This is a genomic window from Janibacter cremeus, assembly GCF_013409205.1.
Lineage (GTDB): Bacteria > Actinomycetota > Actinomycetes > Actinomycetales > Dermatophilaceae > Janibacter > Janibacter cremeus.
Map to the genome: position 1 here is coordinate 2,346,724 of NZ_JACCAE010000001.1, position 26,450 is coordinate 2,373,173.

Annotated in this window: 31 protein-coding genes; 20 read left to right on the forward strand and 11 right to left on the reverse strand. The window is 68.2% G+C overall.

Annotated features, from left to right (window positions below):
• Positions 1 to 29 precede the first annotated feature (29 nt).
• Positions 30 to 329, forward strand: a complete 300-nt coding sequence (locus tag BJY20_RS11095) for a putative quinol monooxygenase (RefSeq protein WP_185991585.1) — start codon at positions 30 to 32, stop codon at positions 327 to 329.
• A 100-nt stretch (positions 330 to 429) separates the two neighbouring features.
• Here the strand turns inward: BJY20_RS11095 and BJY20_RS11100 are convergent, their stop codons facing one another.
• A complete protein-coding gene (locus BJY20_RS11100; RefSeq protein WP_185991586.1) occupies positions 430 to 936 on the reverse strand; it encodes an SRPBCC domain-containing protein in 507 nt (168 codons plus the stop codon).
• A 78-nt stretch (positions 937 to 1,014) separates the two neighbouring features.
• Entirely contained in the window at positions 1,015 to 1,509 is a 495-nt protein-coding gene (locus BJY20_RS11105) for a DinB family protein (RefSeq protein ID WP_185991587.1), read from the reverse strand.
• 340 nt (positions 1,510 to 1,849) lie between these two features.
• Here BJY20_RS11105 and BJY20_RS11110 point away from each other — a divergent pair, with 340 nt between their 5' ends.
• From BJY20_RS11110 to BJY20_RS16075, 3 genes are all read left to right on the forward strand, one after another.
• Positions 1,850 to 2,185 (forward strand): VOC family protein, encoded by a 336-nt coding sequence (locus tag BJY20_RS11110; protein ID WP_343062861.1) that lies wholly within the window; start codon positions 1,850 to 1,852, stop codon positions 2,183 to 2,185.
• A 236-nt stretch (positions 2,186 to 2,421) separates the two neighbouring features.
• A complete protein-coding gene (locus BJY20_RS11115; protein WP_185991589.1) occupies positions 2,422 to 2,616 on the forward strand; it encodes a DUF4177 domain-containing protein in 195 nt (64 codons plus the stop codon).
• A gap of 69 nt (positions 2,617 to 2,685) precedes the next feature.
• Positions 2,686 to 2,934 (forward strand): hypothetical protein, encoded by a 249-nt coding sequence (locus BJY20_RS16075; RefSeq protein WP_246297144.1) that lies wholly within the window; start codon positions 2,686 to 2,688, stop codon positions 2,932 to 2,934.
• Between the two features lie 59 nt (positions 2,935 to 2,993).
• On the opposite strand, the gene BJY20_RS11125 is transcribed toward BJY20_RS16075, so the two are convergent.
• Together BJY20_RS11125 and BJY20_RS11130 are read right to left on the reverse strand one after the other, a co-directional pair.
• Positions 2,994 to 3,281: a type II toxin-antitoxin system ParD family antitoxin gene (locus tag BJY20_RS11125; protein WP_185991591.1), complete on the reverse strand. Its 288-nt coding sequence runs from the start codon at positions 3,279 to 3,281 to the stop codon at positions 2,994 to 2,996.
• Between the two features lie 153 nt (positions 3,282 to 3,434).
• A complete protein-coding gene (locus BJY20_RS11130; RefSeq protein ID WP_185991592.1) occupies positions 3,435 to 4,049 on the reverse strand; it encodes a recombinase family protein in 615 nt (204 codons plus the stop codon).
• A gap of 345 nt (positions 4,050 to 4,394) precedes the next feature.
• On the opposite strand from BJY20_RS11130, the gene BJY20_RS11135 reads away from it, so the two are divergent.
• Together BJY20_RS11135 and BJY20_RS16080 are read left to right on the forward strand one after the other, a co-directional pair.
• A complete protein-coding gene (locus tag BJY20_RS11135; RefSeq protein WP_185991593.1) occupies positions 4,395 to 4,628 on the forward strand; it encodes a ribbon-helix-helix protein, CopG family in 234 nt (77 codons plus the stop codon).
• Complete coding sequence (locus tag BJY20_RS16080; protein ID WP_185991594.1) at positions 4,625 to 4,867, forward strand: toxin; 243 nt, start codon at positions 4,625 to 4,627, stop codon at positions 4,865 to 4,867. Before BJY20_RS11135 ends, BJY20_RS16080 begins: the two co-directional genes overlap by 4 nt.
• A 203-nt stretch (positions 4,868 to 5,070) precedes the next feature.
• Here the strand turns inward: BJY20_RS16080 and BJY20_RS11145 are convergent, their stop codons facing one another.
• The gene (locus BJY20_RS11145; protein WP_185991595.1) at positions 5,071 to 5,688 is read right to left on the reverse strand and encodes a histidine phosphatase family protein; all 618 of its coding nucleotides are present in this window, start codon (positions 5,686 to 5,688) and stop codon (positions 5,071 to 5,073) included.
• A gap of 307 nt (positions 5,689 to 5,995) precedes the next feature.
• On the opposite strand from BJY20_RS11145, the gene BJY20_RS11150 reads away from it, so the two are divergent.
• A complete protein-coding gene (locus tag BJY20_RS11150) occupies positions 5,996 to 8,266 on the forward strand; it encodes an alpha-glucosidase (RefSeq protein WP_185991596.1) in 2,271 nt (756 codons plus the stop codon).
• Positions 8,267 to 8,710: 444 nt separating this feature from the next.
• Here BJY20_RS11150 and BJY20_RS11155 read toward each other — a convergent pair whose 3' ends face one another.
• Together BJY20_RS11155 and BJY20_RS11160 are read right to left on the reverse strand one after the other, a co-directional pair.
• Positions 8,711 to 9,364 (reverse strand): GPP34 family phosphoprotein, encoded by a 654-nt coding sequence (locus BJY20_RS11155; protein WP_185991597.1) that lies wholly within the window; start codon positions 9,362 to 9,364, stop codon positions 8,711 to 8,713.
• A 217-nt stretch (positions 9,365 to 9,581) separates the two neighbouring features.
• Complete coding sequence (locus tag BJY20_RS11160) at positions 9,582 to 9,977, reverse strand: VOC family protein (protein WP_185991598.1); 396 nt, start codon at positions 9,975 to 9,977, stop codon at positions 9,582 to 9,584.
• A 266-nt stretch (positions 9,978 to 10,243) separates the two neighbouring features.
• Here BJY20_RS11160 and panD point away from each other — a divergent pair, with 266 nt between their 5' ends.
• From panD to BJY20_RS16480, 9 genes are all read left to right on the forward strand, one after another.
• Entirely contained in the window at positions 10,244 to 10,690 is a 447-nt protein-coding gene (panD, locus tag BJY20_RS11165; protein ID WP_185991599.1) for an aspartate 1-decarboxylase, read from the forward strand.
• On the forward strand, positions 10,683 to 12,392 hold the full coding sequence (locus BJY20_RS11170; RefSeq protein ID WP_343062862.1) for an L-aspartate oxidase: 1,710 nt from the start codon (positions 10,683 to 10,685) through the stop codon (positions 12,390 to 12,392). Before panD ends, BJY20_RS11170 begins: the two co-directional genes overlap by 8 nt.
• Positions 12,393 to 12,426: 34 nt before the next feature.
• On the forward strand, positions 12,427 to 13,329 hold the full coding sequence (gene nadC / locus BJY20_RS11175; protein WP_185992574.1) for a carboxylating nicotinate-nucleotide diphosphorylase: 903 nt from the start codon (positions 12,427 to 12,429) through the stop codon (positions 13,327 to 13,329).
• A gap of 2 nt (positions 13,330 to 13,331) precedes the next feature.
• Positions 13,332 to 13,955 carry an ATP-binding cassette domain-containing protein gene (locus BJY20_RS11180; RefSeq protein ID WP_185991600.1) on the forward strand — a complete coding sequence of 208 codons (624 nt, stop codon included), beginning with the start codon at positions 13,332 to 13,334 and terminating at the stop codon, positions 13,953 to 13,955.
• Positions 13,948 to 15,282 carry a hypothetical protein gene (locus BJY20_RS11185; protein ID WP_185991601.1) on the forward strand — a complete coding sequence of 445 codons (1,335 nt, stop codon included), beginning with the start codon at positions 13,948 to 13,950 and terminating at the stop codon, positions 15,280 to 15,282. The genes BJY20_RS11180 and BJY20_RS11185 overlap by 8 nt, the downstream gene beginning before the upstream one ends.
• A 94-nt stretch (positions 15,283 to 15,376) precedes the next feature.
• Positions 15,377 to 16,834, forward strand: coding sequence for a lysine--tRNA ligase (gene lysS, locus BJY20_RS11190; RefSeq protein ID WP_185992575.1), 1,458 nt, complete (start codon positions 15,377 to 15,379; stop codon positions 16,832 to 16,834).
• Positions 16,835 to 16,836: 2 nt separating this feature from the next.
• A complete protein-coding gene (locus tag BJY20_RS11195; RefSeq protein WP_185992663.1) occupies positions 16,837 to 17,073 on the forward strand; it encodes a hypothetical protein in 237 nt (78 codons plus the stop codon).
• Between the two features lie 50 nt (positions 17,074 to 17,123).
• A complete protein-coding gene (locus tag BJY20_RS11200; protein WP_185991602.1) occupies positions 17,124 to 17,450 on the forward strand; it encodes a histone-like nucleoid-structuring protein Lsr2 in 327 nt (108 codons plus the stop codon).
• Positions 17,451 to 17,455: 5 nt separating this feature from the next.
• The gene (locus BJY20_RS16480; protein ID WP_185991603.1) at positions 17,456 to 18,073 is read left to right on the forward strand and encodes a (2Fe-2S)-binding protein; all 618 of its coding nucleotides are present in this window, start codon (positions 17,456 to 17,458) and stop codon (positions 18,071 to 18,073) included.
• 22 nt (positions 18,074 to 18,095) lie between these two features.
• Here the strand turns inward: BJY20_RS16480 and BJY20_RS11210 are convergent, their stop codons facing one another.
• From BJY20_RS11210 to BJY20_RS11225, 4 genes are read right to left on the reverse strand one after another with little or no spacing between them, the layout of a single operon-like run.
• Positions 18,096 to 18,470, reverse strand: a complete 375-nt coding sequence (locus BJY20_RS11210) for a VOC family protein (RefSeq protein ID WP_185991604.1) — start codon at positions 18,468 to 18,470, stop codon at positions 18,096 to 18,098.
• A 53-nt stretch (positions 18,471 to 18,523) separates the two neighbouring features.
• Positions 18,524 to 19,414, reverse strand: a complete 891-nt coding sequence (gene ligD, locus BJY20_RS11215; RefSeq protein ID WP_185991605.1) for a non-homologous end-joining DNA ligase — start codon at positions 19,412 to 19,414, stop codon at positions 18,524 to 18,526.
• On the reverse strand, positions 19,407 to 20,339 hold the full coding sequence (ligD, locus tag BJY20_RS11220) for a non-homologous end-joining DNA ligase (RefSeq protein WP_185991606.1): 933 nt from the start codon (positions 20,337 to 20,339) through the stop codon (positions 19,407 to 19,409). The genes ligD (BJY20_RS11215) and ligD (BJY20_RS11220) overlap by 8 nt, the downstream gene beginning before the upstream one ends.
• A 46-nt stretch (positions 20,340 to 20,385) precedes the next feature.
• Positions 20,386 to 21,021, reverse strand: a complete 636-nt coding sequence (locus tag BJY20_RS11225) for a TetR/AcrR family transcriptional regulator (RefSeq protein ID WP_185991607.1) — start codon at positions 21,019 to 21,021, stop codon at positions 20,386 to 20,388.
• 89 nt (positions 21,022 to 21,110) lie between these two features.
• Here BJY20_RS11225 and BJY20_RS11230 point away from each other — a divergent pair, with 89 nt between their 5' ends.
• The 4 genes from BJY20_RS11230 to BJY20_RS11245 are packed head-to-tail and all read left to right on the forward strand — an operon-like array spanning position 21,111 to position 26,435.
• A complete protein-coding gene (locus BJY20_RS11230) occupies positions 21,111 to 22,454 on the forward strand; it encodes a GH1 family beta-glucosidase (RefSeq protein ID WP_185991608.1) in 1,344 nt (447 codons plus the stop codon).
• On the forward strand, positions 22,451 to 23,659 hold the full coding sequence (locus BJY20_RS11235; RefSeq protein ID WP_221935310.1) for an MFS transporter: 1,209 nt from the start codon (positions 22,451 to 22,453) through the stop codon (positions 23,657 to 23,659). Before BJY20_RS11230 ends, BJY20_RS11235 begins: the two co-directional genes overlap by 4 nt.
• Positions 23,660 to 23,700: 41 nt before the next feature.
• The gene (locus BJY20_RS11240; RefSeq protein ID WP_185991609.1) at positions 23,701 to 25,518 is read left to right on the forward strand and encodes a sulfatase; all 1,818 of its coding nucleotides are present in this window, start codon (positions 23,701 to 23,703) and stop codon (positions 25,516 to 25,518) included.
• Positions 25,515 to 26,435 carry a formylglycine-generating enzyme family protein gene (locus tag BJY20_RS11245; RefSeq protein WP_185991610.1) on the forward strand — a complete coding sequence of 307 codons (921 nt, stop codon included), beginning with the start codon at positions 25,515 to 25,517 and terminating at the stop codon, positions 26,433 to 26,435. Before BJY20_RS11240 ends, BJY20_RS11245 begins: the two co-directional genes overlap by 4 nt.
• Positions 26,436 to 26,450 lie beyond the last annotated feature (15 nt).

Below are 26,450 nucleotides of genomic sequence, written 5' to 3' on the forward strand. Positions count from 1 at the left end.
TGGTCTCCCGACCCGAGAGGACCAGATCCATGAGCGAGATGCACGTTGTGGCCACCATCCCCGTCAAGCCTGAGGCCGTCAACGACGCCCGCTCCGTGCTCGACACCCTCATAGCCGCCAGCCGCCGAGAGGCGGGCGTCGTGTCGTACGACCTGTTCGAGTCCGCCTCGACGCCGGGCACCTTCGTCATGGTCGAGCGCTACAGGGACCAAGCGGCGCTGGACGAGCACATGGCCTCGCCGCACCTCGCCGCCGCATTCGCCGCGGCCGAGCCCCTGCTCGCCGGCGAGGTCGCCATCCACCCGCTGCAGCCGGTCGACGTCGGCTGACCGCGCCGGATCCCTCGCGCGGCTGCGTAACGCTGCTCGAATCACCTCGTAGGACCAGCGTGGCCCGCCCGCCTGGAGAGCACGTCCGGTACGGGATCAGTCAGCGGGATACCGTCGCGGGCGAAGATCCGCTGTTGCGTCCGGCGTGCAACGACTCAAAGGTGGTATGCAGGTTCCAGAATTGTGGCGCGGGGATCGGCACGTCCGCGAGAGCAGCCTCAAGAAACGTCAGGTGCGTGATCCAGCCGGGGCCGTAGGGGCCGACGAGATCGCCCAGGCCGTGATGTGCGAGTTCTACTACGGTCCCGGCAGCCGAAGGTCGCAACTCGATGCCGATCCGAGACTCAGGCTCATCGGGGAACTCCCACGTCATGGCCAACCGATGCGGCTCGTCGGCCTCGGTCACGACGCTGCGGCACACGTAGCCGTCACCATGGTCGACTACGAGCCTTCCGTCTGACCTGACGTCACACTCGATGCACTGGCCCAGCCAAAGAGACAGCACGGCCGGGTCGCTGAGACCTGCCCAGGCAGCGTGAACCGGAACGGAGAGAGACCAAGCAACGGCAACTGCGTCATCGTCGACAGAGATGCTGGAAAGGGGCATGCGACCAGTGTCGCAGTGGGGAACGGGGACCGGCCAGGGATCGGTGAATGGGACGCAGCCTCTGGGCCAAGCCAAGACTCACCCGTGTCGGCGAGACCAGGAGTCTCGGCGCGCGTGCAGCTGCTCGACAAGGATGTCGCCGTGCCCAGCGTGACGGGCCAACTCTCGGACCATGTGCATCAGGACCCAGCGCACGGTGACAGGCGTCCCGCGCCAGTCGAGAAGCCTGTCCAGGTCACACGCAGCAGCGAGTTCACAAGAGCGGGCCCAGGCGGCACGATGGCTCGATCGAACCGATTCCAGTGTGTCTTGCGGCTCAAGAACGAAACTCTCGTCGACCGTCTCGGGGAGGCCGACCTCCATGCGCGTACGCCCCCCGATTCGGTGATCGAACCAAACCTGCTCAACGAACGTCACGTGCTTGACCAGCCCGAGAACGGTCGTGAGGGATGGCACCAACCTGACTCGTGCCTCTTCCTCGGTCACCTCGTCGAGCAGCGCTGCAACGGCGGCCCGTTGCTCATCGACCAGCGCGTGCAGCATTTCGCTCTCGCCGGCGGTGAAAATGTCCATGTGGCTCACGCTAGGGGAAGGGCCTCTCACGTACTTAGCCAACACCGGGCACTCTTCCAACTCGCATTCTGCCCGCGAGACCATCCCTTGCGGAAACCCCGCGGCGATGCCGACGGCCTCCACCAACCGGTCGAAGCTCGAATCCGGTAGCGGTTCCCTGGGTGGACGCTCATCGCGGCCAGGATCGAGCGCACCAGGACTCGGGGCGCCGTTGACATGCGCGGACCGCGGTCGACACAGTATCGGGATGTCAGAGAGCGAAGATTTGCCCGCAGTGCCTGCCGCCCCCACCGGTCTCCCCGGACGTCTTGAAATCGGTGCCTTCTCAGTCTCCTTGAGCGTGGCTGATCTCGACTCGTCACGTGGGTTCTACGAGAGGCTGGGCTTCGAGGTGACTGGCGGTGCGGCCGAGCACAACTACCTGATCCTCAAGAACGGTGAGACCACGATCGGCCTGTTCCACGGGATGTTCGAGGGCAACATCCTCACCTTCAACCCGGGCCTCACCAACCGGATGGAGCGACTGGAGACGTACACGGACGTCCGCAGCATCCAAGCGACTCTGGAGGCCGAGGGCGCTGTGCTGCAGACCTGCACCGAGGGGGAGGCCGGCCCGGGGTCGATCACGCTGACGGACCCCGACGGCAACGCGGTGCTCATCGACCAGTTCTTCTGATCCACCCTCGCACGCTCGAGGTTGGTCCGGTCTCGCTGGCTCGCGAGAACTTGACCAGCATGGGTGTCGCACGTTCCATCGGGCGTGCTGAGGTGTAGCGGGTTGTCCGGAGCGTGCCATATCGGGATCCTCTTGCGTGACGGCCCGATCCGTCCGTCACGCCTATGCCAGGCACTGAAGTCAACAACTGGGCGGAACTCTGGCGGCCCAGGTGTGCGGCGCGAAGCCTCCCGGCCATGCACGAGTACAAGGTCATCAGCGAGAAGGACAGCACGTTCGCCGGCAAGTTCGACCCCGAGGCGGTCGAAAGCGCCCTCAATGAGCATGCCTCGGAGGGTTGGCGTCTCGTGAACAGCTTCAGCACTGTGAACCTCAAGAAGTTCGGAAGCGAGATCATGTTCGTCCTGGAACGCTCCGCCCCTGACCGCTGAGCTATCGACGTATGACGACTACTCCCAGGGCTGTTGGGGGTCGAGGTGTCGTTGTAGTTCCATTGCGTCGTGAAGGACTCGGCCGACGATCAGGACGCCGCCGTCGCGACGGCAAATCAAGAAGTGCCGCGGACGGCGGACACTTCCACCGCGCGAGTGGTTGCGACTCTGTGCCAGATGCCAGGAGAAGACCCCATCGCCCAACTCTGGGCGCACCGTCCGCCCTACATCATCACCGTGCGCGGCCGCGTCTCGAATACCTGCGGCGATCAATGCCTCGTAGCGCTGGCGCGCTTCCTCCCCGAACTGGTGCTGTGACCAGGCGAGGATCGAGACGATGTCGGCCTGGGCGGCATGCGTGAGGCGGTACCTCGCCATCAGCCCGCTGACTGAGTCTTGGCTGCGCGGAGGCCGAGTTGCCCGACGAAGTCGTCGAGAGACTCGTCATCGACATCATCGAACTGTCCCGAGGCGAGATCCGACCAACCCAGCTCGGCGGCTTGGCGCAGGACGGCGATCTTGGCTGACTCTTCGGCCTGCTCACGCTCTACGAGCCGAAGACCTTCGCGCAGTACCTCGCTAGCGTTCTGGTAGCGCCCAGATTTCACCAGCAACTCAACGAGCTCGTGCTGGTGCTGACTCAGAACAACGTTTCTTGTCGCCACAGCGACCACCTCCGTTGGCAGTATATGCCATCAGGGCGCCGGTCGGCCTCCAATAGTGCAACCCAGGCCGGAGGTCCTTAGTCGGTGGGAACGTCCGCAGCGCCGGCGTCCCGGTGGGGTGTCGGATACGGGACGACCGGCGCTACGGCCGGCTCAACGCCTCGAAGACGCCTTCGTGATCTGAGCCTTGGCTGCGATCCGTTGGCGTTCGATGGCCCGGTAGACGGTGGAGCGACCCACGTTGAACAGGTCGGCGACCTCGGCGGTGCTGTACTCGCCGCTGCGCACCAAGGACACCAGGTGGGCTTCCTGTTTTCGGGTGAGCTTCGGTTGCTTTCCACGCAGCCGTCCTTTGGCCTTGGCGACCTTCATGCCCTCGACGGTGCGAAGCCTGATGAGGTCGGACTCGAACTCAGCGACCATCGCGAGAACGTTGAACAGCAGCCGCCCGACAGCATCGGTGGGGTCATAGACCGACCCACCAAGCGAAAGGCTGATCTGCCGGGAGGTGAGCTCATCAGCGATCGCCCCGGCATCCGGTAAGGACCTGGCCAAGCGGTCGAGCTTGGTGACGACCAAGGTATCGCCGGCTCGACACGCAGCGAGTGCTTCACGGAGCCCAGGGCGCTCTCGGTTGGTACCGGTCAGGCCATGGTCGACGTAGATCCGCTCGGTCTGGACCCCGAGATTGCCCAGGGCCTCACGTTGAGCGGTGAGATCTTGTTGATCGGTGGAGCATCGGGCGTACCCGACAAGCAGTGCGCTCATGGCGCACCTCCAATGAGATGGATCAGGCCAGACCACAGGACGCAGCCGACTCCGACATCGGACAACGCCCGACCTCACCAGCAGGCACCTCGATCCCGTCACCCGCAAGATCACCCGCCCCCAATAGCCGATCCTCCTATGGGCGTCGGCTGCTGAAGCGGTGAGCCGCTGCAGGTCGGCACGTGGTGACGCAGGCTGCTCCGCGGAGTCGTCCGGGACCTACGCTCGCGTTGCCGCACGTCGTCCTGCGTCTTCGGGGGGTCCTGTTCCCGCGGAGACGAGCGGTCGTGTCGGATTCCGAACAGTGGTCTACCCCTATCCTGATTTACGTTATACGATATTCGTATGGTGAGCGAGGAGCAGATCCAGCAGTGGGCCGACGAGGCCGAGGCCGGGTACGACGTCGAAGAGTTGAAGCGTCGTGGGCGCGGACGTCCCGGGCGTGGCGCCGAGCCGATGCAGGTTGTGGCGGTGCGCCTGACGGCCGAGGAGGTCGCTGCGCTGGATGCGGTCGCCGAGCGGGAGCATCTGTCACGTTCTGAGGCGATCCGGCGGGCGCTGGGTAACTTCGCCGCGTGAAGGTTCACCACAGCGCGCTCAAACATGGGGTGTCGAGCGAGGACGCGGTGCAGGCCGCTGACTGGTCGCAGTGGATCGAGCCGCTTCAGGGCGACGACTGGCCGCATCGTGAGCTGCGGCTCGGCTTCGACACGCAAGCGCGGTTTCTGGAGACCGTCGTGCTGATCTTCGAGGGCGGTGAGGAGCTGGTGATCCACGCCATGCCAGCGCGCAAGCAGTACTGGCAGCTCCTGCCCTGACGCCCGGCGCCCAGGCCAGGGCCGTCAGGGAAGCTGACGCGAGTTGCGGAGGCTCACCAGGCGCGGAACGGCTCGTGGTCACGGCCCGGTGTTCCGACTCCGTCGCAGTCGAGGTGGTCGCCGTCACCGACTCGGGATCGCTGACCGGCCATGGATCGGAAGCGGATTCGTCTCAACGGACGCGCCGGTTGTGGCAGCGTGTGTCAGTTGAGGTGCTCGACCTCGTTGAGCGATATGACCTGCCGGTCGCTGGCAACGTCGTGTTGACGCAGGACGCTGATGCTTCCCGGGGCAAGCTTGAACTTCACAGAGCCGAGTGACTCCAGCGGCATTCCGATCCACGCTGCGATCACGAATGTTGCGCTTCCTCCGTGGGCCACCACCACGGAGTGCTCCGCGCCGTGGTCGATGACACGTTCCAAGGCGGCGTAGACCCTGGTGGCGAGGTCGAGTCTGGTCTCGGATCCCTCTACCCCGTCGTGATGTCGAAGACGATCGCCCGCTACCGGCAGGGGCTCGAAGCCGATGATGCCCACCGGCAGCCCTTCGGCGGCGCCGTATGACTGCTCCCGTAATCCGCTATCCAAGACCGGGTCCACGTCGAGGTGGGCAGCTATTGCCTCGGCCGTGTGACGGGTACGACGCACGTCTGAGGAGAAAAGTGCTGTTCCCCGGGGAGGAGTACGGGCAGCAATCGAGGTGGCGATCCGTTCGGCTTGCTCGGTTCCTCTCGCAGTGAGGTCGGCGTCGTACCACCCGCCGACCAATTTCTCGACGACGTGGGTCGCCTCGGGGTGTGTCACCAAGTAGATCTCCCGCATGAGCCCAGCCTCTCAGCATCGGAAGGTGGGGCAGGGTCACCTTGTCTCGCAAGTGGATCGACGTACGGTGACCGTTGCAGACCCAGCCCGGCTGATGGACTTCTGCCCGCGTGAGAGCCTCGGCGAGGTCGGTCACATGACAGCCTGGGAGTGACCGCTGGGATCACTGGATTGACTGGTTGGGTTGGCATTGTGCTCAACGTGCCTGACGTGCCAGTTGTGGCGGACTTCTCCCGGGACACGTTTGGCTGGCCGCTCGCCGACGATGAGAAGGACTGGTGCACGACCCGTGGTCTAGCCTCTGGGGGTGGGGAAGTCGCAGAAGCGGGGCCGCGCGGGGCGACTCGTACGCCAGGTGGCGATCGCCGCCCTCGCGGTGATCGTGTTGCTCACCATTGGCGGGGCGGGGTGGCAGGCGAGCCTTCCTCATGATCATCTCGAGGTCGTCTCACCGGGTGCGCTCGACGTGGACGCCGAGGTCACCGGGTCCTGGACGGTCGGTGCGTTGACCGTCGTTGCCGACGATGCCCGGGTGCGAATCCAGGAGGCGGGCCGTACCGTCTGGTCGTCCTCACCCGGTAGGGCCTTCATCATGGCGACAACGGGCGAGACGACCTGGGAGGAGCACCGAGGGTACTTCTGGCCTGATGTAGAGATCGGGACTCAGTTCGAGAATCAGAGCGTCGAGACCATCCGACGCGATGGCGAGGCATTGAGGATCACCGGCCGGCTCAGTGCCGGCGATCCCGGCCGTGATGGACGCAGCGTGCGCTACCGTCTCCGCATCATCCCGCGGGGCGAGGGCGGAGCGATCGCGGAACTGTCCGCGGACGCGGTCGACTCGATCGCATGGGTCACGGGGCGCGGCGCCGGCAGCGCCGTCCACGGCCTCGGTGCACAGTTCACCTCATTCGACTTGGGCGGTGACCTGATCCCACTCGTCGTTCGCGAACAGGGCGTGGGGCGTGGCGAACAGCCACTGTCGTTGCTGGCCGATCTGACGAACCGGTCTGCTGCCGGAAGCGAGTACAGCACTTATGCCGCGCGTGCCTCCTTCGTGACCGAGGACCTACGCGGGTTCCGTCTGGATCCTGACCAACCGGCGTCGCATGCGTTCGCCGTCGCCGACCTTCGGGCCGACGACCGGGTGACGGTGCAGTCGTGGGCGCCCTCGATGCGCATCGAACTGACCTCCGGCGCGACCCCGCTCGACCTGATCACCGAGCAGTCAGCCGGAGTCGAACGGCCCGAGATCGCTGGGTGGACCAGTGCGGGTGTCATCGTCGGGCTGCAGGGCGGTAGCGAGCAGGTGCGGCGCAAGCTTGACACCCTCCTGACCGCTGGCGCCAGGATCGCGGGCGTCTGGCTGCAGGATTGGACGGGACAACGAACCACCTCGTTCGGTCAGCGGCTCTGGTGGACGTGGCAACTGGATCAGCAACGCTACCCGGACTGGAACCAGTTGGTCGCCGAGCTCGCTGCCCGCGACCTCGCTGTCACGACCTACGTCAATCCATTCCTCGTCGACGCCGACGCCAAGAACGACGACACGATCCGCAACCTGTGGGCCGAGGCACGAGGAGCCGGGTATCTGGTCACCGACTCCTCCGGGCAGCCGTATCTCCTCGACCAGGGCGGCTACGAGGCGTCTTTGGTGGACCTGAGTGACCCGCAGGCCCGGTCCTGGTTCGCCGACGTCATCGCCGAGGAGGTGTTGACCGACGGCGTCGAGGGTTTCATGGCCGACTTCGGCGAAGGTCTGCCATTCGACGCGGCCCTGGCCCACGGACCCGCTGAACTACGGCACAACGAGTGGCCGCGGCTGTGGGCAGAGACCGTGGAGACTGCCTGCCATCGGGCCGGCAAGCCGGATTGCGTGACCTGGTTTCGCAGCGGAGCGCTCGGACAGCAAGAGCATGCCTCGCTGTACTGGGCCGGTGACCAGCTCACGTCCTGGGGGAAGGAGGACGGACTGGCGTCAGCCCTGTCCGCGATGCTGTCGGCCGGGGTGTCCGGCTGGCCACTCGTACATTCCGACGTCGGCGGGTACACCTCGATTGACGCCGTCGTCAAGGACTACACCCGGTCCCCGGAGTTGCTGCAACGCTGGAGCGAACTGGAAGCCTTCGGGGTGCTGATGCGTACCCACGAGGGAAACCGTCCCGCCCAGAACACGCAGGTCTACGAATCGCCGGACATCGCGGAGGCGTTTGCGGCCATGACACGCGTCTACGCCGCCCTTGCCCCCTACCGTCGCCACGTGATCGCCGAAGCGGTCGAGACCGGTGTGCCCGCACTGCGGCACGGCTGGCTGGTGGCCCCCAAGAGCGCGGCCGCGACCGTGGATTCGCAGTTCTTCCTCGGCGCGGACGTCCTGGTCGCTCCGGTCCTGTCGGAGGGGGCGGACACCGTCGAAGTGACGTTCCCACCCGGCACCTGGATCCATCTGTTGACCGGCGTCGAGTACCGCGGCCAGGCAACACGCACGGTCGATGCACCCTTGGGCACACCGGCAGCGTTTGTCCGCGCCGACAGTTCTTGGGCCGACCCCCTACGTGATGCCATGTTCGCACGCTGACGCCATACACGCGAGCACGACACCACTGGCAGGTACCGCACAGTAGTCCCATGCGCTGACGGCGTGGTGCACGGGCAAGCCGCGTGGGTGGTGCTGCCACTGGGATCTGATCAAACGATCACGCCCAGTTGGTGGAATCGGGTTCAGTGCACCTCACCTAAGCGAGACGTTGCAGGTACTGGCGCAGGTCGCGGCGATCCGGCCGCCGAGATGTCTCATCAAGGTGAAATGGTCAAAGAGGATTCTTGAGACATCCGTTCACAGCAGCATGATGGGATCTGCGTGTCTGCTCCGGGTGCACAACTGTCTGAAGTCCTCTGCACCCCGCGTCCGCGTGCCGCATGTGGATCGCCTCGGGGATGACGAGCTCAGGGTGAGAGGCACTGCACGCAGCGTCAATGGTTGCTGATGTGACATGTGGCTGAACTCGAGACGAGGGCCCTCTCAGTTGCTTCCGCTACCGATGACAACGGGCACGATGGCCGCGGTGAGGATCGCGGAGTTCAAGCTATCGAGGGCCCGTTTGATGGCCACGCCAACGCTGACCTCGTCGGATACCTGCTCCACGCGCTGCTTGAGCTCTCGTGCCGACATGCCGTCGGCCTCATCGGAAAGAACCTTCTTGGCGACACCAAGGCCCTGGAGGATCGCCAGCAACGTGGCGTCCGTCGCCGTGGGACGCCCCCCGGCGATGACGTTGCGCAGACGCTCGCGGATCTCGCGCTCAGGCACCGGATTCAAAGTAGGGCGCTTCTCGGGAATGAGACCGAGGAACTTCTTGGGCACGACATCGACGACGCCATCACCTACCAGCACGTCGACGACCTCTGCTTCGGGATTGAGTTTCGAGTCCTGCACCAGCGTCGAGAGCTTCGTACCGTCCTTCTCGACGACGCGGGAGAGGACCTTGTCCAGCACCGTACGACCCGTCGGCAACGCGTCGACGATGCTCACCCGGGGGTCCTTGTCCTCGCTCAGAGCCACGCGCTCCTCGATCAACAGGTCGGCGATCGTCGCGGCGCTCAACGCCCAGCCAGTCTGGGTGCCCCAACTCTCCGCGCCCCCCTCGTCGGTCGTCAGCAACAGGAAGATCTCCACGGCAGTGTCCATGGCTCCACGATACGAGCCCCTCCAGAGGTACAAATCAGCAATCACAGCGCTTCTACACCTGCACCAGCAGTCTCAAGGCAGCCGCCCACACCCTGGGATGTAGATGAGCGCAGCTCGGATCCCCTTGTTCCAGATGTCGATCCTTCCACGGCACGGCAACCATGTGCAGCGCGCAGCCCCTCAATGCTCGGGAAAGTAGGATCGTTCACCCAGACGCAACCGGCGCGAGGAGCTCGACACGGTTCCCCTGTCCATCGGCCGTATGGCAGCGCTCGTTTCCGGGGAAGTTGTGCCGTTGACTCCAGTCGACGCCGAACCCTAAGTCGACCAGTCGTTCGGCGACGGCCTCGAGTTCAGTCACACTGGCGAACTGCAGAGCGGGGTGCGCTTTGAGTGCGGGATAGAACGGATCCTCTACCCCGACATGAATTTCAGCGCTCACGCTCCCGCCTTCGTCGTATGCCCGAAACCACACTCCACCTTTCGGCTTCAGGTCTTCTGGCTTCTCCACCTCGCTCAGCCCAAGGCCGTCTGCGTAGAACCGCCGCGCCGTGCCCTCCGTCCCCGGAGGGCACGCAACCTGTACGTGGTGCAGTCTCATGGATTCTCCTTGCCAATCGTCGACACAAACACTCTATGCAGCATGGGCAGGTACTCCGATGAGCGATCCTCTACCGGTCAGCCGCGGGCTGCGGCGCTGAAGCCGGTGGTGGTTCCTCGCGCGGGGCCACCCCCTTCGCCCTTGCTGGTGGTGACGCACGAGTAGGCAGAACAGTGCGCGAGATCTCGCCGTAGGCGTGGTGACGGTGCGCTGGAGCCTCTGCGAGACTGGACGGCGGTCAACCGCCGAGATGAAGGACAACGGTCGTGCAGCGCTACATGCTCCACAGCAAGATCCACCGGGCCACGGTCACCCAGGCAGATCTGCACTACGTCGGGTCGCTGACGATCGACCTCGACCTCATGGACGCCGCGGACATGCTCCCCGGCCAGCAGGTCGACATCGTCGACGTCGACAACGGCAACCGGTTGACCACGTACGCCATCGAGGGCGAGCGCGGCTCCGGGATCATCTGCATCAACGGTGCCGCAGCGCGTCTGGTGCAGCCCGGCGACACGATCATCATCATCGCCTACGCGTCCATGGACGACCACGAGGCACGGACCTTCGAGCCGCAGGTCGTCTTCGTCGACGAGGACAACCGGATCGTGCAGCAGTACCACGACGCCGGTGACGTGCCCGAGGGATACGGCCTGATGACCTCGGCGGTCACCCACCGCGAGCACCCGGGTGGCGGAACGGCCGGTGCCTGACCCGGCGGGGGCGGCTGCGGTCGTCCTGCCGCGCTTCCTCTCCTCCCCACCGCCCGGGTGGACGGCGCAGGCCGACGTCCTCGTCGTCGGCTCCGGCATCGCCGGCCTGACCTGCGCCCTGCGACTGCGCGAGCACGTCGACCGGGTTCTGCTGGTGACCAAGACCGAGCTGTCCGCCGGGTCGACCACATGGGCCCAGGGTGGGATCGCCGCGGCACTCGCCCCCGAGGACTCACCGCAGGAGCACCTCGACGACACCCTCGTCGCCGGCGGAGGCCTGTGCGACGAGTCGGCCGTCGAGGTGCTTGTCACCGAGGGGCCGGCGCGGGTGCGCGAACTCATCTCCCTCGGGGCGCGCTTCGACACCGACGAGTCCGGCGCGATCACCCTGACCCGAGAGGGCGGCCACCACCGCGACCGCATCGCCCACGCCGGTGGCGACGCCACCGGCGCCGAGATCTCCCGCGCACTCATCGCACAGCTGGAGGTCGTGCGTGCCGATCCCGGCATCGAGATCATCGAGAACGCCCTCGTCGTCGACCTGCTCACCTCCGCCGAGGGCAGCGTGTGCGGCGCGACTGTGCACGTCATCGGCGAGGGAGAGATCGACGGCGTCGGGGCGGCCCGCGCCCGGGCCGTCGTGCTCGCGACCGGAGGTCTGGGCCAGATCTATTCCTCGACGACCAACCCTCCCGTGACCACTGGCGACGGCATGGCGGCCGCGTTGCGGGCAGGGGCTGCGCTCGCGGACCTGGAGTTCGTGCAGTTCCATCCGACCGTGATGCACCTCGGGCCCGGGGCCAGCGGGCAGCAGCCACTGGTCTCCGAGGCGGTGCGTGGCGAGGGCGCGGTGCTCGTCGACTCCACCGGCGAGGCCTTCATGGCCGACGTGCACCCGATGGCCGATCTCGCGCCCCGTGACGTCGTCGCCCGCGCGATCCTGGCCCGGATGGAGGTGACCGGCACCGACCACGTGTTCCTCGACGCCCGGGCGCTGGGGGGCGAGTTCCTTCAGCGGCGCTTCCCGACCATCGTCGCCCGGTGCCGCGAGCTGGGGATCGATCCGGTCACCGAGCCCATCCCCGTTGCCCCGGCGCAGCACTACGCCTCCGGTGGCGTGCGCACCGACCTGCGCGGGCGCACCAACCTGCCGGGCCTCTACGCCTGCGGCGAGGTCTCCTGCACCGGCGTGCACGGCGCCAACCGGCTCGCGAGCAACTCGCTCCTGGAGGGACTGGTCTTCGCCCACCGCATCGCCGAGGACCTCGTGGCGCGGCTGGCCGGGGGCGAGCTGCCCCTCGTCGACGCATCCGACGAGGGGAGCACCAGCCTGCTCGACGCCGGTCACCGTGATGCCCTGCAGGCGATGATGACGAAGGGGGTGGGCCCCCTTCGCTCCGGTGAGTCCACGTCCTCGGTGCTGGCCTCCTTGCACGAGCTGGCCGGGACCTTGTCCGACGCCGAGCCGGGACCGCGCAGCTGGGAGGGCACCAACCTGCTCCACCTCGGGCAGGCGTTGGCCACCGCCGCGCACCTGCGCGAGGAGACGCGCGGGGGCCACGTGCGTCGTGACCACCCGGACAGCGACGACGAGGACTGGTCCGCCCACCTCGTCCACGTGCGCGACCCGGACGACGGCGAACTGGTCGTCATCAAGCTCGACGTCGATCCGACCCGGCCGATGCCGCGCAGTAGTTCCTGAGCGGTCTTCGGCGCTGCCGTACCCTCAGCACGTGATCGCGTCAGAGAAGGATCCGTCCACGAGCTACTTCCCACTCGGGGCAGCGCGGCGTCTCGTAGGCACCGCCCTGACCGAGGACCTCGGCCCCGACGGTCTCGACGTCACGAGCTCCGCGACGATCCCCGCCGACCAGACGGCGACCGGTCACGTCGTCGCCCGCGAGCCCGGCGTCCTCGCCGGCGCGCCGATCATCGCCCCCGTCCTCGACGGCGTGGCCTCGATGACGGGAGGGACGCCCCCTTCGCTCGAGGTGCGGATCGCCGACGGAACCCGACTGGAAGCCGGTGACGTCATCGCGGTCCTTCACGGTCCCGTCCGGCAGGTGCTCATGGCCGAGCGCATGATGCTCAACATCCTCTCTCGCCTGTCCGGCGTCGCCTCGCACACCCGCCGCTGGGCCGATGCCCTCGCCGGGACCCGATGCACGGTGCTCGACACCCGCAAGACGACGCCGGGCCTGCGCGAGCTGGAGAAGTACGCCGTGCGAGCCGGAGGAGGCACCAACAAGCGAATGGGTCTCTTCGACGTGGCGATGGTCAAGGACAACCACGTCGTTGCCGCCGGGGGAGTGGCTGCCGCCTACGCCGCGATCCGGACGCGCCATCCCGATGTCGCGATCGAGGTGGAGGTCGAGTCGACCCAGCAGGCACTGGAGGCGCTCGAGGCCGGGGCGCGATTCCTCATGTGCGACAACATGTCCATCGACCTGCTGCGCGCGACGGTCGCCGCCGCCCGGTCCTGGGTCGCCGAGCGAGGTGAGGGCGTCGAGATCGAGGCGACCGGTGGACTGACCCTCGACGTCGCCGCCGCGTACGCAGCGACCGGGATCGACTACATGAGCGTCGGCGGGCTCACCCACTCCTCGCCGATCATCGACCTCGCGCTCGATCTGGACTGATCGTGCTGACGGTACGGGGACTGACCAAGGCCTTCGGCGGGCGGACCGTCCTCGCTGGACTCGACCTCGAGGTCGGCGCGAGTGAGGTCGTGGCTCTCGTCGGGCCGAACGGCATCGGTAAGTCCACGGCACTGCGGTGCATCCTCGGCGGAGAGAGCACGGACGCGGGGGAGGTCCTTCTCGGTGGGCGCCGGCTGGACACCCGGGTGCCGCAGACCCGACGGGAGGTGTGCGCCGTCCTCGGTGACTTCGGCGTGCTGCCCGAGCTGACCGTCGCCGAGCACCTCGACATCCTCGCCCGCGGACACGGTGCCGGTGCGCCGTCAGCGGTGGTGGTGGCGGCGCTCGAGGAGGCACGCATCGACCACGTCGCCGACCAGGTGCCCAGCACGCTCTCCTCGGGTCAGGCACAGCGCTTCGCGCTCGCGACCGCGATGGTCCGGCCGTGGGAGCTGCTCATCGCCGACGAACCGGAGCAGCGTCTCGACGACGCCGGCCGGGAGTGGTTGGGGGACTGGCTGGCAGAGCAGGCCGCGTCCGACCGGGCCGTACTCGTGGCCTGCCACGACCCGGAAGTGGTGCGGCGCAGCGGTGCCAGCGTCGTCCATCTCGATTCACATGACTGAGCGGTCCCTCGACTCGGGGCACTTCGTCGGTGACGTGGCTGCTGCGCGGGCCGTGCTCCGTGGCCGGCGGAACGCGGTCGACGCCGCCAGCTGGGGGCAGATCGTCCAGGACTGGTACGTCGGGATCTTCATCGCGGCCACCCTGCTGACGATGGTTTTCGCCGCGACCGGCCCGGCCATCCTCAGCCCGGACTGCGACACGGTGACCTGCCTCAGCAGGTCCGGGTACCGGGCGTTGGCGACCGGGTTGGCCGTGGCCGGCGTGATCGGGGTGTGGGCCGGCCTGCGATCCGCCGGCCCGGCCTCGAGCGATCCCGGCCGGGCCACCTGGCTGCTGTCGACGCCCGCCGATCGCGGAGTGCTGTTGCGCGGTGCCATCACGTCCACGGCCTTCGTCGCCGTCGTCGTCGGGTCATTGTGGGGTGCCTTGGTCGGCATCGCTCTCGCCGGTGGGTCGGGTCACGCGGGCGGTGCGCTGCCCGTGGTGCTGTCGGTCGCTGGTGGCGGTCTGCTCGCGACGCTCGTCCTGATCATCGCCTCGCTCCACGGCCAGGGCGGCTCCGTCCTACCCGCTCGATCCGCCCGCGCGGTCGGCGATGCCGAGCTGGCCCGCGCCGGTCAGGTGGTGCAGGCGGTGAGCGCGTCGACGCTCATGCTCAGCGGGACCGCGCTGCAGGTCCTCGCGGCGCGTCGGCGCTTGGCTCGCCGAGGTCGCTATGTCAGTGGCCCGGGAGCCGGGGGATGCCTGTCCGGACTCCTCGTCCACGAGCTGCGGGCGTTGCGCCGGCGGGCCGGACGGGTGCTCGTCATGCTCGCTGCGTGCCTCGGGGCGCTCGCCGTCGGCCTGCTCATGGGACGTCTGGCGGGAGTCATCGTGGCCGCGCTGGCCGTCTTCGTCGCCGCGCGCACGAGTGGCGGCGGCGTGGGGATGTGGGTGGGGAGCCCGGGACTACGCCGCTCGCTGCCGGCGCATCCCGCCGCGGTCACTGCGGTGCTGGTCGTACCTCCCTTCGCGGTCGCGCTCATCGGCTCCGTCATCGCCCTCCTCGGTCTGGGGCTGGCTTGGTACGCGCCGGTCCTGCTCGCCCTGGGGGCGACGGCCGGAACGCTGCGGTCCCAGGACCCGCCTCCCGGCCTTGGGGTGGTCGTGTCCACACCGGCGGGTGCCGTGCAGACGGGGCTCGTCGCGGGACTGGTGCTGGGGACCGACCTGGCCCTGGCGAGTGCCGCCGCCGTGCTCATCGCGGATGCCGTGGATGCCGGGCCGCTCGTTCTCGTCCTCGGGGTCGCTCTGCTCGCCTGGCAGGTCCTGCGCTCGCGGGACTGAGCGGATTCGGGGGGCAGGAGGTTCGTGGATATCGTGGTGACCCGTGAGTGACACCCCCAACGAGCCCCCTGTCGACGACGAGCTCCCGGAGCAGATGCGCATCCGGCGCGAGAAGCGCGACCGCATCCTCGCCGACGGCAGGCAGGCCTACCCGGTCGGTGCCTCCCGCACCCACACACTCGCACAGGTCAACGACACCTGGGGCCACCTCGAGACCGGTGAGGAGACCCAGGACGTCGTCACCGTCGCGGGGCGCGTGATGTTCGTGCGCAACACCGGCAAGCTCGCCTTCGCTGCGCTGCAGGAGGGGGTCGGCACACGTCTGCAGATCATGCTCTCCCTCGCCGAGGTCGGCCAGGAGGCTCTCGACGCGTGGAAGCACGAAGTCGACCTGGGCGACCACGTCGCGGTCACCGGCCGGGTGATCCGCTCCCGTCGCGGGGAGCTGTCGGTCATGGCGACCTCCTGGACGATGGCCTCGAAGGCGCTGCGCCCCCTTCCCGTCCTGCACAAGGAGCTGTCGGAGGAGGCACGCGTGCGCCAGCGCTATGCCGACCTCGTGGTGCGCCAGGAGGCCCGTGACATGGTCCGCCTGCGCGCTCAGATCGTGCGCGCCATTCGGGAGACGTTGCACGCGCGGGAGTTCATCGAGATCGAGACGCCGGTGTTGCAGCTCATTCACGGTGGTGCCGCGGCACGTCCTTTCCAGACGCACATGAATGCCTTCGACCAGGGGATGTCGCTGCGCATTGCCCTCGAGCTGCCGCTGAAGAAGGCCGTCGTCGGTGGCGTGGACCGCGTCTACGAGATGGGCCGCCTTTTCCGTAACGAGGGTGTGGACTCCACGCACTCCCCGGAATTCACCTCGCTCGAGGTCTACGAGGCCTGGGGCGACCAGTTCACGATGGCCGAGCTGATCAAGTCGCTCATTCTTGCCGCCGCAGATGTCGCCGGGACCCGACAGGTGACCACGGCTGCCGGTGATGTCGACCTCGACGGCCAGTGGCAGTGGCTCTCCTTCTACCCGGCACTGAGCGCGGCCGTGGGCGAGGACGTCGACGTCACCACCCCGATCGAGCGTCTGCGTGCGATCGCCCGGGCGAAGGGGGTCGACCTCGACCCCTCGTGGGACGCCGGCAAGGCCGCCATGGAGTTGGTCGCCGAGCTCGTCGAGCCGAGCTGCGTCCAGCCGACCTTCATCTGCGACTACCCGGCCATCGCCCAGCCACTGGCCCGTCCGCACCGGGAGAAGGGGAAGGAGGGCCTCATCGAGGCCTGGGACCTCTTCATCGGTGGCGTCGAGCGCGGCACGGCGTTCTCCGAGCTGATCGACCCGGTGATCCAGCGCGAGGTCCTTGTGGACCAGTCCCGTCGAGCGGCTGCAGGTGACGACGAGGCAATGCAGCTGGACGAGGACTTCCTGCGGGCGCTGGAGTTCGGTGCCCCGCCGATGGGTGGTCTGGGTCTGGGCATTGATCGCCTGATCATGCTCTTCACCGGTGCCGGTATCCGCGAGACCATTCTCTTCCCGCACACCAAGCCCGAAGCCTGACCATGGGTGCCTTCATCAACGACTTCTGGCCATATTTGGCGGCGTTGCTGCCCACCGTCGGGGTCGCTTATCTCTTCTACTGGGTCATCCGGTACATGATCGAGGCAGACCGAAGTGAGCGAAAAGCCATTGCGAAATGGAATGCCGAGCACGGCGACAACGTGAAGGGTAATCGTCAGCCCCTGCCGCCCAAAGACGGTCCTGTGGACAACTCATTGGGTGATTCGCGGGACTCATGACTATTGTGGAATGTGGTCAGCAAAACATTCTTCATGAAACGGAGTCAGCCATGGCCCAGCGAGTTGAAATCATCCTCGAGGACGACATCGACGGGGGTGACGCGACCGAGACCGTCACCTTCGGCCTCGACGGCGTGACCTACGAGATCGACCTCAACGACAGCAACGCCGCCGCACTGCGCGACGCCCTCGCCGGCTACGTCGGGGCCGGTCGTCGGGTGGCCGGTCGTCGCAGCAGTGGTTCCTCCTCCTCGCGGTCCAACAGCGGGGAGCTGGCCAAGATCCGCCAGTGGGCGCGGTCCAACGGCTACGACGTGTCCGACCGCGGCCGGATCAGCAAGAAGGTCCGCGAGGCCTACGCCAAGGCCAACGGCTGAGCGAGGTGCCTGCTGAGGAGCTGCGCGCCGTCGTCGCGGAGCTCGACCGGCATCTTGCCTTCCTCACGGTCCGGGTCGTCGACGACGGCGACCCGGACCGTGGCATTCCCCTGGCGCGTGCATCACAGATCGCACCGCCGTGGATCGAGGCCTACCGCGAGGTGACGATCGCCCAGTCCGGCACCGCGCCGGCCGGGATGCCCGCGGCGTTCGTCCTGCAGTACCTGCTCGACCCGCTGGCGACGGTCATCGCGACCGCGGCGGTGCACACCCCCTTCGCCCTCGACGCCGACCCGGCGCTGTGGTCGCTCGATCTCGATCCGACCTACCTCTACCCGGTGGCGGTGCAGCTTCGACACGGTGACCACCGACGGATCGCCGACGATGTGGACCGGCACGACGCCGCCTTCTCGGGCTACAGCGCCACGGGTACCGCACTCGCGACGGACCTGCCGACGCCCACGAAGATGAGCAGCCGGCAGCGCTTGGGCATGGTCGAGGACATGTGGGAGATCGCCCTGTCCCGGATCCTGGGTGCTGCGCCACCGGCCCGCAGGTCGTGCTGCCTGATGTACGCACTGCCCGGACTGACCGCGTGCGCCGGGTGCCCGCGGCAGGCGTGAGCGGCGCACGCGTGGACGTCGCTCAGGTCGGAGCCACCGGGGTCGTGACCAGCCACTGTGTGCCCCACGGGTCGACCAGACGTCCGGCGCGGGCCCCGTAGGGCTGGTCGTCCACGGGGAAGACGACGTCGGCCCCCTGGGCGAGCGCACGCTCGGCGACGGCGTCCGGGTCGGCGCAGACGACCTCGATGATGGCGCCCGGTGACGGGACGGGGTCGTGCTCGTCGGCGTCCTTGAGGCTGAGCGCGCGTCCGGCGACGTGCACGGTGGCGTGCTGGACCGTCCCGGCGTGGCGGTGCACCGGTCCTTCGGTGGCGTCGAGGACGTCGACCATGAAGGCGATGGCGGCCGTGGCGTCGCGCACGACGAGTTTGGGGGAGACCTGGATGTCGTTCATGGCACCAGTGTGTTCCTCGGTCGTCAGCGGTGTCTTGGACGTTTCGGAGGCGGTCAGCGATTGGCGGACAGCAGCGGGGCGAGCAGGTCCCCGTGCTCCTCCAGCCGGGCGAGCACCTCCTCGACGTCCAGCTGCCGCAGCGCCTCCGGGTCCTCGGCACCCGCCTCGACCTCGTGCCAGGTGCGCGGGGCCGCCACCCACGGGTCGTCACGACCGCGCATCGAGTAGGGGCACACGGTCGTCTTGGCTGCGACGTTCTGACTCCAGTCGAGGAAGACCTTGCCCGGTCGCAGCGACTTCGTCATCCTCCACAGCACGAGGCCGGGGTGCTTCTTCGTCATCTCCTGCGCGAGCTGCTGGGCGAGGTCGCGGACCTGGTCGCTCGTGAGGTCGCCGCCCAGCGGTGCGTAGAGCTGCATGCCCTTGCTGCCGGAGGTCACCGGGTACAGGTCGAGCCCGAGCCCCCCGAGCCGCTCGCGCAGCAGCAGCGCGACGGTGGCGCACTCGTGCAGCCCGGCCGGCTTGCCCGGGTCGAGGTCGATGACGAGCCGGTCGGGGTTGCGTCGCGCGCCGTCGTCGACCCGCCACTGCGGCACGTGCAGCTCGATGCTGTTGAGGTTGACCAGGTACGTCAGCTGGGCCATGTCCTCCACGAGCGGGTAGGTGACGTCGTCGACCTGCACCCGCGGCAGCCAACTGGGGGCCCCGGAGGGCAGGTTCTTCTCGAAGAAGCTCATGTCCTCGACGCCGTGGGGAAAGCGCACGCGGGTCACCGGCCGACCGGACAGGTGGGCGAGGATCGTCTCCCCGGCTCGCGCGTAGTAGCTGAGGACCTCCCCTTTTGTCGTCTCGGTCGCGGGGTACATGACCTTCTCCAACGAGGTCAGGCGCATCGTCCGGTCCCCGACCCGCACCCGCGTCACGGATCCTGTCGACTCAGCCATCGCTCGTCTCCTGCAGGTCGGTCGGCGTGAGTTCGGAGCGCACCCGGACGAAGGAGGGTTGGCGCAGCCGGCCACTGGCCCGGCCGAGGCTGGCCACGTCGATGACGATCTCCGGCTCGACCCAGGTCGTCCCTCGGGCATCTTCGCGGGGCACCTCGGCGGCGAAGGGGGAGTCCCCCCGCTCGAGGGGCCCCAGCCGTTGGAGCATGGCGGCTCCCGCACGGCCGGCGAGGCCGGACCCCACCCGGCCGACGAAGTCCCAGCCATCGGGTCCGGGCACACCGACGAGGACGGCACCGAGCAACTGTCCGCCCACCTCGGGACGCCAGCCACCGATTGCCACGGACTCGGTCGCGCGGTGCGGCAGCTTGAGCCAGTCGGGGGAGCGGCGCCCGGCGGCGTAGGAAGAGGAGCGGCGCTTGGCGACGATGCCCTCCAGGCCCTGGTCCGCGGTCGCGGCGAGCAGGCCCTCGCCGTCGTCGTAGGTCGGAGGGACCTGCCAGCGTGGAGCGTCGATCTCGAGCTGCTCGAGGAGCTGCCGTCGCGCCGACCACGGCTGGGAGGTGAGGTCCTGCCCGAGCAGGCGCAGCAGGTCGAACGCCATGAGCGTCACCGGTCGGCTCACGGCGAGGGTCGCCGCGCGGCGGGGGCTGCTGACGTGCATCCGCTCGGTCAACCCGGCGAAGGAGGGCCGCCCCTCGACCATGGCGACGAGCTCACCGTCGAGCACCATGTCGTCGTACAGGTCCGCCAGTGGCGCGAGCTCGGGGTAGGCGACCGTGACGTCGCGGCCGGTGCGACTCGTCACGGTCAGGGCGCCCCCCTTCGCCTCGACGAGGACGCGCATGCCGTCCCACTTGACCTCGTGGACCCACTCCGGTCCCGCCGGGACGGTCTCGGTGAGCGTGGCGAGCATCGGGCGCATGCCTCCATCGTGCCCGCACGGGCACGGTTTGCTGCGTCCTGGCGCCTCAGGTGTGCGCCGGCCGTTCGGTCACCCCCGCATCGTCGGCCCCGTAGGCGGCGAGGAGCCCGTCGAACATCAGGTCGATGGAGGTGAGCACGTCGACGTCCTCGTTGAGCAGCTTCTGCAGCTGCAGGCCGTCGAGGACGGCCATGATCAGACGAGCCATCGCGGGGACGTCGACGTCCCCACGGATCTGTCCCGCATGGACGGCCCCGTCGATCGCTTCGCAGAACTGCGTGCTGACCCTCCGGTAGTGGGCGACGAAGTGGTCGTGAGCGGGGTGGGCGGGGTCGGTCGCCTCGGCGGACATGGTGACCTGGAGCTGGAAGAGGCCGGGCCGGTCGAGCCCCCGGATGAGCTCCTCGCGGACGTAGGCGATCCCCTCCGCCACGCTCCGCGGCGGGGAATCAGGCTGCTCCTCCTGGTCGAAGCGCTCCAGGACGGCGAGCAGCAGCTGGTTCTTGGAACCGAAGTGGTGCAGCAGCCCGGCCTGGCTCATCCCCACCCGCTCCGCGATCTCGCGAAGGCTCGAGCCCCGGTTGCCCCGCTGGCCGAAGACCGCCATCGCCGCGTCGAGGATCTTCTCGCGCTGGCGAGGCGTCTTGGAGTAGGCCCCTCGTCGTCCGGGTCGGGTGATCATGGTCGGGAGTCTAGGTGCGCCCAAAACCTAGTGCACGTTTGGTTTTGGTGTTACGGTCGGGCTCTCTTCGAGGTTGAGGTGATGAGTCAGTGAGCTATCCCGATGGCTTCCTGTGGGGAGTCTCCACGGCGGCGTACCAGATCGAGGGTGCGGTCGACGAGGACGGCCGGGGCCGTTCGGTCTGGGACACCTTCTGCGAGCAGCCCGGCGTGATCGCCGACGGCAGCAGCGGCGCGGTGGCCTGCGACCACTACCACCGCTACGCCGAGGACGTCGCCCTCATGCGCGAGCTGGGGGTGGGGGGATATCGCTTCTCGATCGCCTGGCCGCGCGTCCTGCCGACGGGAAGCGGCGCGGTCAACGCGGCGGGTCTCGACTTCTACGACCGGCTGGTGGACGAGCTGTGCGCGGCAGGCATCGCCCCAGTGCCCACGCTCTTCCACTGGGACACCCCCCAAGCCGTGGAGGACGAAGGGGGCTGGCTGGCGCGGGACACCGCCCACCGGTTCGCGGAGTACGCCGCTGTGGTCGCCGACCGACTGGGCGACCGTGTGCCGCACTGGATCACGATCAACGAGCCCCGAGAAGTGACCATGCTCGGCTACGGCCTCGGCGTGCACGCCCCCGGGCGCACAGGTCTCTTCGAGGCGCTGCCGGTGGCCCACCACCTGCTGCTCGGACACGGTCTGGCCGTGCAGTCCCTGCGGGCGACCGGCGCGAGGAGCATCGGGGTCGCGGCCAGCCACAATCCCACCTGGAGTGCCGGCGAGAGCACGGCCGACCGGGAGGCGGCCGAGCTGTTCGACCACCTCAACAACTGGCTCTTCGCCGATGCCCTCGTGCGTGGTGACTACGGCGAGGGGTGGAATGAACTGCTGCCCGTCCAGGACGGCGACATGTCGATCATCAGCCAGCCGCTGGACTGGTACGGGGTCAACTACTACAACCCCACCCGGGTCGGTGCTCCCGGCAGCGGGTCGAGCGAGGTCGACGGGGTGTCCACACCCGACGGGCTCCCGTTCTCCTTCACCCCGATCACGGACGTGCCCCAGACGGACTTCGGCTGGCCGGTCGTGCCGGAGGGGCTCACCCAGATCCTGATGACGATGAGGCACAGGTACGGCGAGGCCATGCCTCCCGTGATGATCACCGAGAACGGCTGCTCCTACGACGACCCGATCGCCGCCGACGGCCGGATCGCCGACGAGCGGCGCATCGACTACCTCGACTCCCACCTGACGGCGCTGCGTGAGGCGATCTGCCAAGGGGTCGACGTGCGTGGCTACTTCACCTGGTCACTGCTGGACAACTTCGAGTGGGCGGAGGGCTTCCGCCAGCGATTCGGGCTCGTGCACGTCGACTACGACACCCTGGCCCGCACGCGACGCGACTCCTTCCACTGGTTCGCCGAGCACATCCGGGCGCACCAGTGACCACTGCAGTCGAGACGAACCAGCGCGCGCCGGTCAGCCGGGGGTGGGTCGCCGGGTACGGGCTGATGTACTTCGGCCAGCACCTCTCGTGGGCAGCGCCGGTCCAGATCCTGCTGGCCGTCCAGGTGCTGGAGCTCTATCCGCAGGACAAGGAGCGCATGCTGGCGCTGCTGATGGCCGCCGGCGGCCTCGCCGCCGTCATCGCAGGGCCGGTGGCCGGTCACCTCGCTGATGCGACGCGTACCCGTCTCGGCCGTCGGTTGCCGTGGATGATCGGCGGAAGCCTCGTTGCCGCCGGCATGCTCGCCGTGGCGGGGCTCACCCAGGACTACGTGGCGCTGCTCATCGTGTGGGTCGTCTTCCAGGTCGCCCTGGCCGCGAGCCAGACCAGTGCCCAGTCGATCCCGCCCGACCGGGTGCCGCAGCACCAGTACGGCAGGGTCTCCGGCGTGATGGGCCTGACCTACACTGCTGCCGTCGTCGTGGGTTCCGCGCTGGGGGCTGCTCTGCCGACGCGGGCGGCGTACCTCGCCGTCGGTGCGGTGATGCTCGTCAGCCTGGTGCCCTTCGCGTTCACCTACCGTGAGCCCGAGGCGCCCCGCGTCGAACGCCGAGCGGGGTTCGCGCTGCCGCGGTTGGACGAGGCACGCGACTTCTGGTGGGTCTTCCTCGCCCGGCTGCTGGTCACCTTGGCGCAGTCCATCGCCTTGTTCTACCTGCTCTACTTCCTCCGCGACCAGGTGCACTACTCGGACCCGGAGACCGGAGTGCTCATCCTGTCGGCGATCTACGCGGTATTCGTGATCATCAGCGCGATCTGGTCGGGGCGCGCCAGTGACCGCAGCGGCAAGAGGCGCAGGTTCGTCTCGCTCTCGTCCTTCGGTGTGGCGATCGCCTGCCTGGTCATGGCCGTCGCCACCGACTTCACCGTCGTGATGGCGGCCGCGGGCCTGCTCGGAGTCAGTTGGGGGGTCTTCCAGGCCATCGACCAGGCACTGATCAACCATGTGCTGCCCTCCGCCGACGACCGCGCCGCCCACATCGGCATCGTCAACCTCGCCGTGCACATCCCGAACACCGCAGCTCCGGCCCTGGCCGCGCTGCTGGTGATGTATGCGGGGGGCTACTTCGGGTTGTACAGCGTCGCGGCAGCGCTGACGATGGTGGGCGGACTGGTCGTGTGGAAGGTGCGCGGCGTTCCCTAGTCGGCACACGGCAGGCAATCGGTCCACAGAAAGGGGTCGCCATGCGCGCGATCGTGGTCATGTATGACACCCTCAACCGGCGGTATCTCCCGCCGTACGGCGCCACCGGGGTCCATGCGCCGAACTTCACCGACCTGGCCCGGCGAGCGGTCACCTTCGACAACGCCTACGGCGGTTCGATGCCGTGCATGCCGGCTCGCCGGGAGATGCACACCGGTCGATACAACTTCCTGCACCGCGCGTGGGGGCCGCTGGAGCCCTTCGACGACTCCGCGCCCGAGATGCTCAAGCACGCCGGCGTCCACACGCACCTGATCACCGATCACCAGCACTACTGGGGTGATGGCGGGGCCACATACCACGCCCGTTTCAACACCTTCGAGTTCGTCCGCGGGCAGGAGGGTGACGAGTGGAAGGGGGTGGTCGACGACCCCGAGGAGTGGGCCGACCAGCCGTGGTTCGAGGCGGCCACCAACCACGCCTTGCGGCGACAGGACCGGGTCAACCGCGCCTACACGGCGACCGAGGAGACGCATCCGCAGACCCGGGTCTTCGACCTCGGTCTGGAGTTCATCGAGACCAACGCCGGTGCGGACAACTGGCTGGTGCAGATCGAGACCTTCGATCCGCACGAGCCCTTCTTCGCGCCCGAGGACTACCGCAAGCTCTACGCCGACCGGCACGCGTGGCGTGAGGGGCCGGACCTCGACTGGCCCGACTACGTCCCGGTGACCGAGTCCGACGAGGACGTCGAGCACGTGCGCAGCCTCTATTCATCGCTGCTGTCCATGTGCGACGCCAGCCTGGGTCGGGTCCTGGCGGTCATGGACCGCCACGACATGTGGGACGACACGATGCTGATTGTGTGCACCGACCACGGCTTCCTGCTGGGAGAGCACGACTGGTGGGGGAAGAACACGCCTCCCTACTACAACGAGACGATCCACCTGCCGATGTTCGCCTGGGACCCCCGCGACCGGGTTGCGGGCGAGCGCCGAGAGGCGCTGGTGCAGACGATCGACCTGGCCCCGACGCTGCTCGACTTCTTCGGCGTGGCCCCGACCGAGGACATGGAGGGCCGGCCGCTGCGCGAGGTCATCCGCGCCGACGAGAGGAGACGACCTGCTGCCCTGTTCGGGATCTTTGGCGGACACGTCAACGTCACCGACGGTCGGTGGGTCTACATGCGTGCTCCTGTCGGGCCCGGCAACCCGGGGCTGGAGGAGTACACCCTGATGCCCACGCTGATGCGCGGCCGGATGCCGGTGAGCACGCTGCGTGAGGCGCGACTCGTCTCTCCTTTCAACTTCACCAAGGGTGTCCCCGTGCTCGAGCTGCCCGGGGCCACCTACTCCGACCCCTACGCCTTCGGCAGCATGCTCTTTGATCTGACCGCGGACCCACAGCAGGTGGACCCGATGATCGACGACGCGGCCGAGCTGCGGATGGCCACCCTGATGCGGGACCTGATGGTCTCCAACGATGCCCCGGCCTCGCAGTTCGCACGGATGGGCCTACCCGTCGAGGGGCCGTTGGACGAGAGCCACCTGACCTGCCGTGAGCACGCGCCCCAGGTCGACAGGTCCCGGATGACGGTGCTGCGACCCGAGGACTTCCCCTCCGGTGGGGTACCGGTGACCACCGCTGTCGGCGTACTCAGAAGTGACGCTCGGTGCACGGACGTGATGCGCCTCCATCTCGGCGAGCTGGCCGACATGGAACTCCCCGACGAGGCTCTCTCGATGAGTTTGCTCGACCTCGCGACCGTCGCGGTGGGCGTCATCAGCCCCACCCAGCTGCGCGCCATCGCCGACGACCTTGCCGCGCTCGCGCCGTTGCAGTCTTCGGAGGAGAAATGACCGGTCACCCGTGCTGCGTGCCCGGACGCGAGACCGGTGGCGCCTCCCACGCAGACGCCGGTGCGACCCGACGGGCTCGCCCGGAGACCGTGGACCGGCTGCGGGGACGCGGCATCACGATCCCGGCCCGGACGTTCTTGATGGGCACGGACGAGACGGTCGGGTTCGCCGCGGACCGGGAGGGCCCGCAGCGGTGGGTGGCCCTCGACGCCTTTGCCATCGATCCGTGCGCCGTCACGACAGCGGACTTCGCGCTGTTCGTCGCGGACACCGGACACACCACCGATGCAGAGCTCTTCGGCTGGAGCCACGTCTTCGCCGGGCTCCTGCCCCCAGCGCTCGCCGACTCCGGCCCCCGGCCGGTCAGCGCACCCTGGTGGTGCGCCGTGACCGGCGCGACCTGGCGCCAGCCGGAAGGTCCGGGCAGTCAGCTGCACGGGCGGGCCGAGCACCCGGTCACCCATGTCTCGCACCGGGATGCCGAGGTCTTCGCGCGGTGGGCCGGTGCACGTCTGCCCACCGAGGCCGAGTGGGAGTGCGCGGCCCGCGGTGGCCTCGTCGGGGCGCGCTACCCCTGGGGTGATGACGACGACGCCGTGGCCCGGTGCAACATCTTCCGCGGCGACTTCCCGGAGCGACCGGATGTCGCCGACGACTGGGTGGGCACCATGCCGGTCGACAGCTTCGAGCCGAACGGGTTCGGTCTGTTCTGCACGAGCGGCAACGTCTGGGAGTGGTGTTCTGACGACTGGCGCGGGGGCAAGGTCATCCGCGGCGGCTCCTACCTGTGCCACGACTCCTACTGCAACCGGTACCGCGTCGCTGCCCGGACCGCCAGCGGTCGCGACTCCAGCAGCGGGCACTGTGGATTCCGACTGGCATGGACCACCACCTCCTCGCCCGACGCCACCGGGTGACCGATGGCTGACGAC